This window comes from Bradyrhizobium sp. BR 10261 (assembly GCF_019455395.1).
GTDB lineage: Bacteria > Pseudomonadota > Alphaproteobacteria > Rhizobiales > Xanthobacteraceae > Bradyrhizobium > Bradyrhizobium manausense.
The window spans coordinates 113,768-128,787 of sequence record NZ_JACOFQ010000021.1; the positions used below are offsets into that span (position 1 = coordinate 113,768).

Sequence of the window (15,020 nt, forward strand, 5' to 3'; positions counted from 1 at the left end):
ACCATGTCCGACCCCATCGTCAAGATTTCCGGCCTGAACAAATGGTACGGCGAGTTTCACGTGCTCCGCGACATCGACCTCGACGTCACCAAGGGCGAGCGCATCGTCATCTGCGGCCCCTCGGGCTCGGGCAAGTCGACCTTGATCCGCTGCATCAACGCGCTCGAGGAGTTCCAGGAGGGCGAGATCGTCGTCGACGGCATCGAGCTCGGGCCGAACCTCAAGCATGTCGACGCGGTGCGCCGCGAGGTCGGCATGGTGTTCCAGAGCTTTAACCTGTTTCCGCATCTCACCGTGCTCGACAATTGCACGCTGGCGCCGATCTGGGTCCGCAACATTCCCAAGAAGGATGCCGAAGCCACCGCGATGAAGTTCCTGGAGCGGGTCAAGATCCCGCACCAGGCCAACAAGTTTCCCGGCCAGATGTCCGGCGGCCAGCAGCAGCGCGTCGCCATCGCGCGCGCGCTGACCATGAACCCGAAGGTGATGCTGTTCGACGAGCCGACCTCGGCGCTCGATCCCGAAATGGTCAAGGAGGTGCTCGACACCATGGTCGACCTCGCCGAGGAAGGGATGACCATGCTGGTCGTCACCCACGAGATGGGCTTTGCCAAGAAAGTCGCCAACCGCGTGGTGTTCATGGACGCCGGCCAGATCATCGAAGCCAACACGCCGAACGAATTCTTCGCCGCGCCCCAACACGCCCGCACGAAGCTGTTCCTGAGCCAGATTCTGCGCTGAGCTAGGCAGCTGGAGCCGACCGCTCGAGCTAGACGAACGGCAGCTTGATGTTGCTGCGCTTCTCCAGCCATTCCGGCACGGGCAGGTTCTTGGCCCGCATGAAGTCGGCGTTGAACAGCTTCGACTGATAACGGCTGCCGGAATCGCAGAGAATGGTGACGATGGTCTTGCCGGGCCCGAGCTGCTTGGCGAGCCGCATCGCGCCGACAATATTGATGCCGGTTGAGCCGCCGAGACACAGGCCTTCGTGCTGCAGCAGCTCGTAGATCACACTCACGGCTTCCGCATCCGGAATGAGAAAGGCGTCATCGACCCTGGCGCTCTCGACGATTGCGGTTTTGCGGCCGAGCCCGATGCCTTCCGTGATGGAGTCGCCGGGCGTTGCCTTGGCTTCGCCAGTCCTGAAATATTCGAACATGCCGGCGCCGTGCGGATCGGCGCAGGCAATCCTGATGTCCTTGTTCTTTTCTTTCAGAAAACGGCTGACGCCGGCGAGCGTGCCGCCGCTGCCGACCGAACAGACGAAGCCGTCGATCTTGCCGCCGGTCTGCGCCCAGATCTCGGGACCGGTCGAGTCGTAATGGGCCTTGGCATTGTCGAGGTTGTTCCACTGGTCGGCGAACAGCACGCCGTTCGGCTCGGTCTTGCGCAGCTCGTCGGCAAGACGGCGGCCGACATGCTGGTAATTGTTCGGATTGGAGTAGGGCAGCGCCGGCGATTCCAGCAGCTCGGCGCCGCACAGCTTCAGAAAATCCTTCTTCTCCTGGCTCTGTGTCTCCGGGATCACGATCAGCGTACGATAGCCCCGCGCGCTTGCGACCACCGCGAGCCCAATGCCGGTGTTGCCGGCGGTTGCTTCCACCACGAGGCCGCCCGGCTTCAGCTCGCCGCGCTTCTCAGCCTCCAGGATCATCCATTTGCCGGCGCGGTCCTTGACCGACTGGCCGGGATTCATGAACTCGGCCTTGCCGAGAATGGTGCAGCCGGTCAGTTCGGATGCGCGCTTGAGCTTGATCAGCGGGGTGTTGCCGATGGCTTCGACAACGTCGTTCTTGATGGTCATGTCAGGCAATTACCGGCTGGGGGCGAGAAAGTCGTCAGAGCCTAAAGTAGGGTCGCCAGCCATACAAGCGACCCCTTGCAAGGCGAGGGCCTTAACTCTCATTGCTGCTTTGCGAAGATGACCTGCCGGACGTCGATATTGCCGGACAGGAATCCGGCCTCGCAATAGGCGAGATAGTACTCCCACAGCCGCCGGAACCGGTCGTCGAAACCGAGGGGAGCGAGAGCCGGCCATGCCGCGCGGAAATTATTTCGCCAGGTGGCGAGCGTCTTGGCATAATCTTGCCCGAAGATGCGCTCACGGATGACGGGTATGCTGAACCTGTCCCCGAGCGATTTCAGCACGGCAGGCGAGGGCAGCATGCCGCCGGGAAAAACATAGTGCTGGATGAAATCGACCTCGCGTCGGTAGCCCTGGAAGAGCCGGTCCTGGATCGTGATGGCCTGGATGCCCGCCAATCCGCCCGGCAGCAGCCGGTCGCGCAGCTGGGCGAAATAGCGCGGCCAGAATTGCTCGCCGACCGCCTCGATCATCTCGATCGAGGCAATCCGGTCGTAGCGATCGCGCTCGTCGCGATAATCCTGCAACCGGATCTCGACTTGTCCGGCAAGCCCTGCTTCGTGGATGCGCTTCTGCGCGAAATCGCGCTGCTCGGTCGAGATGGTCAGGCCGACGACGCGCGCGCCAAAGGTCTTGGCGGCGAATTCGGCAAAGCCACCCCAGCCGCAGCCGATCTCGAGCAGCTTCTGGCCGGGCTTCAGGTCGAGCGCCTCGGCGAGGCGGCGGTATTTGTTGGTTTGGGCTGCCGTGAGATCGGTGGTCGAGCCTTCGAACAGCGCCGACGAATAGGTCATGCTCGGATCGAGCCAGGCCGAGTAGAACGCATTGCCGATGTCGTAATGGGCGTGGATGTTGCGCCTCGCCTGGCGGCGCGTGTTGCGGTTGAACCAGTGCTGCACCATCTGCACGAACCGCATCAGCGGTTTGTCGCGCAGCATGGCCTGGATCAGGTCATGGTTGACGCAGAACAGGTACAGAAACTGCGTGAGATCAGGCGTGTCCCAATCGCCGGCGAGATAGGCTTCGGCAATGCCGATGTCGCCGCCGTTGATCAGGCGCGATGCGAAGCGGTAATTGTGCAGCCGCATCGCGGCATTCGGACCCGGCTCGTGTCCGCCGAGCCGGATCACGCGGCCGTCGGGCAGAGTGACGTCGAGCGTGCCGCGTCGCAGCCGCGACCCGAAGGCCAGCGCAAGGCGAACGATGCGCGGCAGGTCGGCGAACACTGTCTCGACGTCATCAGGTGTTACCGAAATGGCATTCGACATCGGCAGATCCATGGTCTCAACGGATACTGTCCGACCGCGAGCCGAGCGCGCCCATCCCGCTCTGTTGCTTGACCCGAGCGCCCCACAAACGGTCAGCGATCAAATAATATAGGGGCGTGATTTGCCCTGCGCCAAGATGGTTTCGTCGCTGCGCTGCCCTGCGGCATCGGGGTGTGGCACCAGCCGCGCTCCTTTGAGCCAGAGCCGCAGCGCCTCCCAGTGGATCGCCGCCATCACCTTGAGGCTGACGAGCGGCAGGCTGAAGAACGATCGCAGCAGGGAAGGCGTGGTCAGAGCCCGGCGGCGACCGCTGAAGGTCGCCGCGAGCAGCGGGCCGTGGTGGTCGGTCTCCAGGATGCGCAGCTTGACCGTGTCGGACGGCGGCAGCACCCGGAAATGGTAGCGCATCGCCATCGGCACGAAGGGCGAGACGTAGAACAGCTTGTCCTGTTGCTGCCGCAGACCCGCGGCGTTCAGCTCGCCGGCCCCGACAGGCAACACGTATGGATGAATCTCGCCAAAGGTGTTGCGCACCTCGTAGATCACCAGCACCAGCTCGCCAGCGGCGTTGCGGCAGAAATAAACCGAGAGCGGATTGAAGCCGTAGCCGAGCAGGCGGGGATAGCACAGCAACTCGACCCGGCCGCCCTCGAGGTCGATGCCTTCAGCGGCAGCGCAGCGCTGCGCATAGGCGCGCAGCGAGGAGCCGTCGCGCGGGCCGTGATCCTTCTCGTGGAAACTGTAGAGCGCGGCGCGATTGACGCCGAACAGCGCCGACTGCCTGTTAGCCTCATCCAGCCGGTCGAGATCGATCAGGAGGCTCATGACGCGGTAGCTGAAGCGATGGCCCATCGGCTTCAGCCGCGCGTGCATCACGTCGCCGAAATAGAGCGCGGCGGCATCCGATGCCGGAAGGGCTGTCCTCGCCATCGCGCTACTCCGCAGCCTCCGCCAGCTCGACGGGGGCCGTGCGCCAGGGCGCTGTCACCCCCAGCGCTTCGGCGACCGAAAGGCCCGAGCGCAAGCCGTCCTCGTGAAAGCCGTAGCCGGTCCAGGCGCCGCAAAACCAGGTGTGCCGCGGGCCCTGGATCTCAGCCAGGCGCTTCTGGGCCGCAAAGGCCGCCGCATTGTACTGCGGATGCTCGCACAGATATTGACCGAAGGTGAGCTCGGGCGCGGGTTCGAAGGGCGGGTTGAGGCTGACGAACAACGGCTTGTCGGCGTCAATCCCTTGAAGCCGGTTCATCCAGTAGGTCACCGCGACGTCGTTCATCGCCGCTCCCTCGCGCTGCCAGCGCAGGAAATTCCACGACGCCCAGGCGCGGCGCCGCTTCGGCATCAGCCTGATGTCGCGATGCAGATAGACCTTGTTCGGAGAATAGTTGATGGCGCCGAGGATGTCGCGCTCGCGCTTGTCTGCATCAGACAGCATCGCGAGCGCCTGGTCACTGTGCGCTGCGATCACCACATGGTCGAAACCCTCGTGCCGGCCGTGGCTGTCACCGACCACGACACCATGCGACGTGCGCGCGATCGATGTCACGGCGCAGCCGAACCTGATGCGGTCCCTGAACGCGGCCTGGAGCCGCCCGACATAGGTCCGGCTGCCGCCCCTGACCGTGCGCCAGACCGGCCGGTCGTAGTGCAGCAGGCGATGATTGTCGAAGAAAGCGACGAAGTTCTCGGCCGGAAAGTCTAGTATTTCGCGCGCAGGAGCCGACCAGATCGCAGCGCCCATGGGGACGAGATAGTCGGTCAGAAGTCGCTTGGAGAACCGCCGCTGGCGGAAATAGGCGCCGAGCGTCAGTCCGCTGAGGCGGCCGCTCCGAAGGTCGTCGATACTTTGGCGGCCGAACGCCGGGATCTCCGTCAGCATCCGCAGGTAGGACGGGGAGAGCAGATTGCCCGGTTGAGCGAACAGGCCGGCCCCGGTCGCCCACCAATCATTGCCACCGCCGCGCCATTCGAAACGGCCACCATCGGCGGACACCGCAAAGCTCATGCAGCTTGCGACCGTGGCAACGCCGAGATGGGCGAACATCGCGGTCAGATCGGGATAGTTGAGCTCGTTGTAGACGATGAAGCCGATATCGACGGTCACGGGCGTGCCCTGATAGTCGATGGTGACGGTGTGGCTATGGCCGCCCGGACGCAGCTCGCGCTCATAGACCGTCACCGGGTAGCGCTGGGAAAGCGTCCAGGCCGCCGTGTTGCCGGCAATGCCCGTTCCGATGACCGCGATGCGCATGCGTCAATGTCCCTGCCTCGTGCTGGACAAGCTACGGTGCGTTGCGGTGCGGGTTTCAGTGGAGAGCAGGCCTGGCTTTGGGTCTTCGGTGCGGCTGTGGCTGCAATATCACATGAAATCTTTGTAAGCTGGATGTGTTTCCGGACCTTTCTGAAATCGAAAAAGCCGCTGCAGGACAGGCATATCTTCCATTCCGATGACCGGATCGCGAGCGTGATCGGCTGTGCGTTTCGCGGGTGCGGGACTGTCCCGCAGTTCCGCGCCCGGCTAGTATGAATCTCCGGTTCCGCAGAAAGCATCACGCTGTGAACGAGTTACACAATGGCCTCCGGCCGCCCGCCCGCCTATCGGCTCGTCCGGCCGCGCGGGAGCGGCATGACCTGCCCGTCGGGGGGTGGATGTGACACAGCGGGTTCCGGCCCTCGTCAGGCGGCCAGTCCTTGGTCAAGTCCTTGGTCAAGTCCTTGGGGCTGCCCCCCGAATGCTGCGTGCGGTCGCCGTGCTATTCCTGGCCTCGAGCTCGGGCGCCTGCGTGTTGACCCAGGACCTTCCCGATCCCGCGCTCGATGTCCCCACGCAGTACAAATATGCCGGGAAGGCGGACGCACCGCCCTCGCTGGATTGGTGGCGCGGCTTCCGCTCGGCCGAGCTGACGCAGCTGATGGAAGAGGCGCAGACCGTCAATCTCGATATCGCTGCCGCGGTCGCGCGCATCGTCGAGGCCGATGCGCAGGCGCGCCAGGCGGGCGCGGCGCTGTTGCCGAGCCTGTCGGGAACGGGACAAGAGACTTATTCGCGCACCTCCGGCTCCTCGGCTTCGGGGCTCACCAATGGTGGCCGTGAGGTCGTCAACTACCAGGCGTCGCTGAGCGCGAGCTATCAGCTCGATTTCTGGGGCCAGAATCGCGATGCGCTGCAAACGGCGGAGGAGACCGCCAAGGCCAACCGCTTCGATCGCGACACCGTCGCGCTGACCACGCTCGCCGCCGTTGCCAATGCTTATTTCCAGGTGCTGGCCTCGCAGGACCGCCTGCGCACCGCCCAGCGCAACATCGCCAGCGCCCAGCGCATCCTCGATGCCATCCGCGAGCGCCGCAAGGCCGGGACGGGGACCGACCTCGACGTCGCCCAGCAGGAGAGCGTGCTCGCCAACCAGAAGGCGCTGGTGCCGCCCTTGCGCCAGACCCTCGATCAGAACAGCAATGCGCTCGCGGTGCTGGTGTCGCGCCCGCCGGAGAGCGTGCGCCTTGCCGGCGGCTCGCTGGACCGGATCGCCATTCCGCGTGTCACGCCGGGGCTGCCGTCGGAGCTGCTGACGCAGCGGCCTGATATCCGCCGGCAGGAGGCGCAGCTCGCCTCCGCCACCGCGAATATCGGCAACGCTCGCGCGCAGTTCTTCCCGAGCATCCAGCTCACCGGCAATGGCGGCTATCAGAGCTCGGCGCTGTTTTCGCTGTTCCAGCCGCACGCGGCGTTCTTCCAGCTGGTCGGCAGCGCGACCCAGCCGATCTTCGACGGCGGCAAGATCCTCGGCAATTTCGAATATGCCAAGGCGCGGCAGGACGAACTGCTGCAGACCTACCGCAAAACCATCGTCCAGGCCTTCACCGACGTCGACAACGCACTATTTTCAATCAAGCAGACCACGATCAAGCTGCAATTGCAGCGCGACGTGGTCAACGCCTCGCGGCGCGCCTTCGATCTCGCCGAGCAGCAGCTGCGCGCCGGCACGGCCGATATCGTGACCGTGCTCAACACCCAGCTGACGCTGTTCCAGGCCGAAGACACCCTGTCACAGGCGCAGCTCGCACGGCTTCTTGCCATCGTCAGCCTGTATCAGGCGCTCGGCGGCGGCTGGGAGCCGCGAATGGAGAAACCGGTCAATGCTCTTTAAGCCGGATACAAAGGACGGCGCGAAAGCGGGGATGGCGAAGAAGTCGCGCGGCCGCGGCCTCGTCATGACCCTGATCACACTCGCGATCCTCGGCGGGCTCGGTTATCTCGGCTGGACCGTGTGGCATCAGCAGCCGCAGCAGGCCGGCGGCGGTCGCGGCCAGCAACGGCCCGATCTGCCGGTGCCGGTGCTGGCTGCGACGCCCAGGATTCAGGACGTGCCCGTCTATCTCGACGGCGTCGGCGCCATCCGCGCGCTCAACACGGTCACCGTGCGCTCCCAGGTCGACGGCAAGCTGATCGCGGTGAAGTTCACCGAAGGCCAGGACGTCAAGAAGGGCGATGTGCTCGGCGAGATCGACCCGGCGCTCTACCAGGCGACCTATGACCAGGCCGTGGCCAAGAAGGCACAGGACGAAGCCCAGCTCGCCAACCAGCGCATCGACCTTGCGCGCTACGAGCAGTTAGCTGCCTCCAATGCGGGCTCCAAGCAGCAGGCCGACACCCAGCGCGCCGCCGTCGCGCAGACCGAGGCGCTGGTCAAGGCCGACCAGGCTGCGATCGACAATGCGGCGGCGACGCTGAGCTACACCAAGATCGTCGCGCCGCTGTCGGGCCGCGCCGGCCTGCGCCAGGTCGACCAGGGCAACATCATCCACGCCTCCGACACCACCGGCCTCGTCGTCATCACGCAATTGCAGCCGATCGCGGTGTGGTTCAGCCTGCCGCAGCAGCAGATCATGCGGGTCAATGCGGCGGCCGCGAAGGGCGCGCTGTCGGTCGACGTGTTCGGCAATGATGGCGTCACCGTGATCGACACCGGCAAGCTCACCGGCATCGACAACCAGGTCGACCAGACCACGGGCACGCTGAGGCTCAAGGCGGAATTCCCCAACGCCAATTACCAGCTCTGGCCCGGGCAGTTCGTCAATGTCCGCCTCAAGGTCGAAACGCTGAACCAGGCCCTGGTGGTGCCGACCTCGGCGGTGCAGCGCGGGCCGATCGGCACGTTCAGCTACGTCATCGGCGAGGACAACGTTGTGACGGCCAAGCCTGTCACGGTGACGCAGCAGAACGAGCATGATGCGGTCATTGCGAGCGGCCTGACGGCGAACGACAAGGTGGTCACCACCGGCTTCGCCAATCTGTCCGACGGCTCCAAGGTGATCGTCGGCCGCGACGAGCAGACGCCGTCGGCCGATCTCGCCCCGCGCAAGCGGACGCGCGCGCCGCAAGCCGACGGGAAGGGCGGTCAGGCCAAGGAGGGTCAGAAGGACGGTCAGAAAGACGGACAAGGCAAGGACGGCGAATTCCGCGCCAAGCGGAAGAGCAGCGAAGGCGACCAGAAGGGCCAGACGGGCCCAGCGCCGGGGCCGGGGGCTCAACCATCGGGGGCTCAATCATCCGGATCTGGAGCCAAGCAGCCATGATCCCGGCAACAGCCGCCTGACGCGGCAGGCGTATCCCATGGGTGTCTCCGAACCCTTCATCCGCCGGCCGATCGCAACTTCGCTGCTTGGCATTGCGCTGCTGATCGGCGGGCTGCTCGGCTATTTCGCGCTGCCTGTCTCGGCGCTGCCGCAGGTCGACTTCCCGACGGTGCAGGTGACGACGCAGCTGCCGGGCGCGAGTCCCGACGTGATCGCCTCGCTGATCACCGCGCCGCTGGAGCGGCAGCTCGGCCAGATCCCGTCGCTGACGGCGATGAACTCGACGAGTTCGTTCGGCGTCAGCCAGATCTCGCTGCAGTTCGACCTCAACCGCGACATCGACGGTGCGACCCAGGACGTGCAGGCCGCGATCAATGCCGCCGCCGGCGTCTTGCCCAAGACGCTGCCTTACCCGCCGACCTACGCCAAGGTGAACCCGGCGGATGCGCCGGTCATGACGCTCGCGCTGCGCTCGGACACGATCTCGCTGCGGGCGATGAGCGACATCGCCGACACGCTGCTGGCCCAACGTCTCAGCCAGATCTCCGGCGTCGGCCGCGTCTCCGTGCTCGGCGGGTTGAAGCCGGCGGTGCGCATCCAGGCCGATCTGGCGCGGCTTGCCGCCTACGGCATCGCCATGGAGGACTTGCGCGCGGCCATCGCCAACGCCAATGTCTCCGGGCCAAAGGGCTCGCTCGACGGTGCCCAGCAGTCCTACATCATCGCGGCCAACGACCAGATCGCCGCCGCCGAGGCCTACCGTCCCATCATCATCGCCTATCGCAACGGCTCGCCGGTGACGATCGGCGACGTCGCGCAGATCGTCGACGGGCTCGAGAACGACCGCACCGGCGGCTGGTACCAGGGCACGCCGGCCGTCATCATCGACATCCAGCGCCAGCCCGGCGCCAACGTCATTGACGTCGTGAGCCAGATCCGCGCCGAGATCCCGAAGGTGCAGCGCGCCATTCCGGCCGGCGTTAAACTGACCATCGTCTCAGACCGCACCGTCACCATTCGCGCCTCGGTCCACGACGTGCAGTTCACGCTCGTGCTTGCCGTCGTGCTGGTGACGCTGGTCGTGCTGCTGTTCCTGCGCTCGCTGCGCGCAACACTGATCGCGGGCGTGGCGCTGCCGCTGTCGCTGATCACGAGCTTCGGCATCATGTATTTTGCCGGCTTCAGCCTCGACAATCTGTCGCTGATGGCGCTGACGATCGGCACCGGCTTCGTGGTCGACGACGCCATCGTGATGATCGAGAACATCGTCCGCCACATGGAGAATGGCGACAACGCGATGACCGCCTCGCTGAGGGGTGCCAGTGAAATCGGCTTCACAGTGATCTCGCTGACGGTGTCGCTGATCGCGGTGTTCATCCCGCTGTTGTTCATGTCGGGTCTTGTGGGACGCATGTTCCGCGAATTTGCGCTGACGCTGACGATTGCGGTCGTGACCTCGGCGGTGGTCTCGCTGACGCTGACGCCGATGATGTGCTCGCGCCTGCTCAAGCACACCCATGAGGAGCTGGCGGTGCCGGGCCTCGCCGCCATCAGCCGCTTGATCGATCGCACCGTCGAATTCTATCACCGCACGCTGCTCGTGGTGTTGCGGCATCAGCGCACCACGCTGGTCGTGACCTTCGTGACGCTGGCCGCAACACTCGTCCTGTATGTCGTCGCGCCAAAGGGGTTCTTGCCGCTGCAGGACACCGCCTCGATCACCGCGGTGACAGAGGCCGGCCCAGATGTCTCCTTCGCCGAGATGCAGAAGCGGCAGGCCGATGCCGCCGACGCCATCAAGGCCGATCCCGACGTCACAGGCGTCGTCTCGGTGATTGGTGCGGGTTCGGTCAATCCGACCACCAATGTCGGGCGCCTCGTCATGACGCTGAAGCCGCGTGGCGAGCGACGCGACGATATCGGAGCGGTCATTGCCCGGTTGAAGGACAAGGTCTCCGGCATTCCCGGCATGACCGTCTATTTCCAGCCGGTGCAGGACGTGCAGATCTCGACCCAGTCGAGCCGTTCGCAATACCAGTACACGCTGACCGGCACCGACGCGGCGCTGGTGTCGGAATGGGCGCGCAAGCTCGTCGATGAAATGCGGCGCGATCCCTTGTTCCGCGACGTCTCCTCGGAAGCCCAGGAGGGCGGCCTGCGCGCGCAGCTCGAGGTCGACCGCACCCGCGCCGGCCAGCTCGGCGTCAGCCTGCAGGCCATCACCGACACGCTCAACGATGCTTTTGCCCAAAGGCAGATCTCGACCATCTACGGCCAGGCCAACCAATACCGCGTGGTGCTGGAAGCGCTCCCGATGTACCAGCGCGATCCCTCGATCCTGTCAAAGCTGTATCTGCCGGGCGGCGCCAGCGCGACCGCCGGCGCGCCCAACGCGCAGGTGCCGCTCGATGCGGTGGCGACCTTGAAGCGCACCACGGCGCCGCTGGCGATCTCGCACCAGGCGCAATTCCCGGCGATCTCGCTCAGCTTCAACCTCGCCCCGGGCGCCGCGCTCGGCGACGCCGTCGAGGCGGTGAAAGCGATCGAGACCCGGATCGAAATGCCCAGCAGCATCGTCGGCGTCTATGCGGGCGACGCGGCCGAATTCGCCAAGGCGCTGGCAGGCCAGCCCTGGCTGCTGCTCGCCGCCGTGATCACGATCTACATCGTGCTGGGCGTGCTCTACGAGAGCTACATTCACCCGATCACGATCCTCTCGACGCTGCCATCGGCCGGCGTCGGCGCCATCCTGGCGCTGATGCTGTTTGGGCAGGATCTCTCGGTGATCGGCCTGATCGGCATCATCCTCCTGATGGGCATCGTCAAGAAGAACGCGATCATGATGATCGACTTCGCGCTGGAGGCCGAGCGCGGGCAGGGCATGCCGGCCCACGAGGCGATCGTGCAGGCCTGCCTGTTGCGCTTCCGGCCGATCATGATGACGACGCTCGCGGCGCTGTTCGGCGCGCTGCCGCTGGCGATCGAGAGCGGCACCGGCGCCGAGCTGCGCTTTCCGCTCGGCATCTCCATCATCGGCGGCCTGCTCCTGAGCCAGCTGCTGACGCTCTACACCACGCCCGTGATCTACCTTGCGCTCGACCGCATCAATCGCCGCCTCGAGCGGGCGCTGCCGCCGCCGGAGCCCGAGGCGCCCACGGCCGGTGCGACCGAGGGGATGCAGTGATGGCATCGATCTCGGAACCGTTCATCCGCCGTCCCGTCGCGACCACGCTGCTGTCGATCGGGCTGTTCCTGCTGGGAGCGGTCGCCTACGAATTCCTTCCCGTCGCCTCCGTCCCCAACGTCGACTTCCCCGCCATCTTCGTCTCGGCGAGCCGTCCCGGCGCCGACCCGTCGGTGATGGCGGCCACCGTCGCCGCGCCGCTTGAACGGCGGCTCGGTGAAATCGCCGGCATCAACCAGATCACCTCGACGTCGTCGCTCGGCGTCGCGAACATCCAGCTCCAGTTCGACATCGGCCGCAACATCGACAAGGCGGCGCGCGATGTGCAGGCCGCGATCAACGCGGCCCTCGTCGACCTGCCCAGCGACCTGCCGGCGCTGCCGCGCTTCCGGAAAGCGAACACGGCCGGCGCGCCGGTCTTCGTGCTGGCGCTGACCTCCAAGACGCTGTCGGCGAGCGCGATTTACGACGTCGCCGATACCGTGCTGGCGCAGCGCATCTCGCAGGTACCTGGTGTCGGCGACGTGACGGTATCGGGCGCCGACCAGCCGGCGGTGCGGATTCAGCTCAACCCGGTCGCGCTGTCGAATGCGGGGATCGCCACCGACGACGTGCGTACCGCTATCATCAACGCCAACCCGCTTGGCCCCGTCGGCATCTTCAACGGCGAGCGCCAGAGCGAGACGCTGTCGCTGAACCGGCAGATGCGCACAGCGAAAGAGTTCCGCGACATCCTGGTCAAGAGCTCGAACGGCAATTTCGTCCGGCTCTCCGACGTCGCCGATATCGAGGACAGCGTCCGCAACGCGCGCTCGATCGCCTGGTTCAACAAGCAGCCGGCGGTGCTGATCCAGATCACCAAGCAGGGTGACGCCAACGTCATCGACACCGTCGACCGGGTCAAGGCGCTGATCCCCGAGCTGAAGCAATGGATTCCGGCCGGCGTTGACGTGTCTACGCTGGTCGATCGGACCACCACGATCCGCGCCAGCGTGATGGACATGCAGTGGACGCTGCTTGCGACCGCCGGCCTGGTGATGGTCGTGGTGTTCGGGTTCCTGCGTCGGATCACGCCGACGATCGCCGCCGGCATCTCGGTGCCGCTGGCGCTGGCCGGCACCTGTGCCGGCATGTGGGTCGCCGGCTTCTCGATCGACAATCTGTCGCTGATGGCGCTGGCGATCTCGGTCGGCTTCGTCGTCGACGACGCCATCGTCATGATCGAGAACATGTTCCGCAACCTCGAACATGGCATGCGGCCGATGCGGGCGGCGCTCGAGGGCGCCAAACAGATCGGCTTCACCGTGGTTTCGATCAGCCTGTCGCTGATCGCGGCGTTCACGCCGCTGCTTTTCATGAACGGGATTCAGGGACGCCTGCTGCGTGAATTCTCATTGACGCTGACCTTCGCGATCGTGGTCTCGACCCTGGTGTCGCTGACGGTGACGCCGATGATCTGCGCCCATTACGTCAGGCAGACGACGTCGGAGACAGCGACGCTGTTCGATCGCGTCATCGAAGGTTTGCTATCGCGTATCGTCGCCTTTTATGCCCGCACCTTGCGCGCCGTGCTCGAATTCCCGCTGCTGACGCTGCTGGTCTTCTTTGCCACCATCGGTCTGACCGTAACGCTCTACATCAAGGTTCCCAAATCCGATTTCCCGGTCGACGATTCCGGCTTCGTCATCGGCGCGACGCGCGCCTCGGCCGACATCTCGTTCCAGTCGATGCTGAGCCTGCAGCAGCGGCTCGCCGACATCGTGATGCAGGATCCGGCCGTCGCCGGCATCGGCTCGACCGTCGGCAGTGGTGTCGGGGGCCCCGGTTCGGCGACCTCGAATCGTGGCACCATGTTCATCAGCCTGAAGCCGCCGGAAGAGCGCGATCACGTCTCGACCCAGATCGTGATCGACCGTCTCAGGAAAGCGCTGTTTCCCGTACCCGGCATTCGTCTGTTCATGTTCGCCGCCCAGGACGTGCGCGCCGGCGGGCGGCAAAGCGATTCCAATTTCCAATATACGCTCTCCAGCACCGACCTCGATCTGCTGCAGAAATGGGCGCCGATCGTGGCCAAGCGGATGGAGACGGTGGAGGGCATCACCGACATCTCCAGCGACCGCGATCCCGGCGGGCTCCAGCTGACATTGAACATCGACCGCCAGAAGGCCGCAGCGCTCGGCGTCAGGGTGCAGGACATCGACAACGCCCTGAACAACGCGTTCTCGCAACGCCAGATATCGATCATCTACACCCAGCGCAACCAGTACATGACGGTGCTGGAGATCGATCCGAAATTCCAGGTCGACCCGTCCAATCTCGATCGCATCTACGTCGCCGGCGCTGGTGGCGTGCAGGTGCCGCTGTCGGCCGTGGTCCGCGCGACGCGCGGGCTTGCCGCGCTCGCGGTCTATCATTCGCAATCGGTGCCCTCGACCACGGTATCGTTCAACACCTTGCCTGACGTCGTGCTCGAGGCTGCCACGCAGAACATCCAGCGTGCGGTCGATGAATTGCACATGCCCGAGGGCATCCGCGGCAGCTTCGACGGCAATGCCGGCGAATTCGCCAGGACCAGCGGCCGGCAGCCGCTCTTGATCCTCGGCGCGCTGGTGGCGATGTATATCGTGCTCGGGGTGCTCTATGAGAGCCTCGCCCATCCGCTCACGATCATCTCGACACTGCCCTCGGCCGGCCTCGGGGCGCTGCTGGCGCTGCAGATCACCAACACGCCGCTGACGGTGATCGCCTTCGTCGGCATCATCCTGTTGATCGGCATCGTCAAGAAGAACGGCATCATGATGGTCGACTTCGCGCTCGATGCCGAGCGCCAGCGCGGCCTGTCCTCGGCCGAGGCGATCTTCGAGGCCTGCCAGGCGCGTTTCCGTCCGATCCTGATGACGACCATGGCCGCGCTGTTTGCCGGCATTCCGCTCGTGGTCGCGACCGGGCCGGGCACGGAGCTGCGCCGTCCGCTCGGCATCACCATCATCGGCGGCCTGTTCGTCTCGCAGGTCCTGACCCTCTACACCACGCCGGTGATTTACCTGCTGATTGACCGCCTGCGTCGGCGGTCCGAGCCGCGTGCGCTGCCGGCGCCGGCGGAATAGGTTGTTGAACGGCTGTGCCGAGCGTA

The 15,020-nt window shown here is 65.3% G+C and carries 9 protein-coding genes; 5 read left to right on the forward strand and 4 right to left on the reverse strand.

The features are described 5' to 3' along the window. Window positions 1-3: 3 nt before the first annotated feature. A complete protein-coding gene (locus HYH07_RS23870) occupies window positions 4-741 on the forward strand; it encodes an amino acid ABC transporter ATP-binding protein (protein ID WP_220004786.1) in 738 nt (245 codons plus the stop codon). 28 nt (window positions 742-769) lie between these two features. Here HYH07_RS23870 and HYH07_RS23875 read toward each other — a convergent pair whose 3' ends face one another. The 4 genes from HYH07_RS23875 to HYH07_RS23890 all read right to left on the reverse strand — a co-directional run bounded on the left by HYH07_RS23875 (window position 770) and on the right by HYH07_RS23890 (window position 5,380). Next, window positions 770-1,804 (reverse strand): cysteine synthase A, encoded by a 1,035-nt coding sequence (locus HYH07_RS23875; protein WP_057754892.1) that lies wholly within the window; start codon window positions 1,802-1,804, stop codon window positions 770-772. A 98-nt stretch (window positions 1,805-1,902) separates the two neighbouring features. Further along, a complete protein-coding gene (locus HYH07_RS23880; RefSeq protein WP_220004787.1) occupies window positions 1,903-3,132 on the reverse strand; it encodes a cyclopropane-fatty-acyl-phospholipid synthase family protein in 1,230 nt (409 codons plus the stop codon). Between the two features lie 99 nt (window positions 3,133-3,231). Further along, window positions 3,232-4,062, reverse strand: coding sequence for a DUF1365 domain-containing protein (locus HYH07_RS23885; RefSeq protein WP_220004788.1), 831 nt, complete (start codon window positions 4,060-4,062; stop codon window positions 3,232-3,234). Between the two features lie 4 nt (window positions 4,063-4,066). Then, window positions 4,067-5,380 (reverse strand): NAD(P)/FAD-dependent oxidoreductase, encoded by a 1,314-nt coding sequence (locus HYH07_RS23890; RefSeq protein WP_220004789.1) that lies wholly within the window; start codon window positions 5,378-5,380, stop codon window positions 4,067-4,069. 481 nt (window positions 5,381-5,861) lie between these two features. Between HYH07_RS23890 and HYH07_RS23895 the strand changes: the two genes are divergently transcribed. From HYH07_RS23895 to HYH07_RS23910, 4 genes are read left to right on the forward strand one after another with little or no spacing between them, the layout of a single operon-like run. Further along, window positions 5,862-7,274, forward strand: a complete 1,413-nt coding sequence (locus HYH07_RS23895) for an efflux transporter outer membrane subunit (RefSeq protein ID WP_228749738.1) — start codon at window positions 5,862-5,864, stop codon at window positions 7,272-7,274. Continuing rightward, a complete protein-coding gene (locus tag HYH07_RS23900) occupies window positions 7,264-8,703 on the forward strand; it encodes an efflux RND transporter periplasmic adaptor subunit (protein WP_220004791.1) in 1,440 nt (479 codons plus the stop codon). The genes HYH07_RS23895 and HYH07_RS23900 overlap by 11 nt, the downstream gene beginning before the upstream one ends. 37 nt (window positions 8,704-8,740) lie before the next feature. Next, entirely contained in the window at window positions 8,741-11,887 is a 3,147-nt protein-coding gene (locus HYH07_RS23905) for an efflux RND transporter permease subunit (protein ID WP_220004792.1), read from the forward strand. Further along, window positions 11,887-14,994, forward strand: a complete 3,108-nt coding sequence (locus tag HYH07_RS23910; protein WP_220004793.1) for an efflux RND transporter permease subunit — start codon at window positions 11,887-11,889, stop codon at window positions 14,992-14,994. The genes HYH07_RS23905 and HYH07_RS23910 overlap by 1 nt, the downstream gene beginning before the upstream one ends. The last annotated feature ends 26 nt before the right edge of the window (window positions 14,995-15,020 follow it).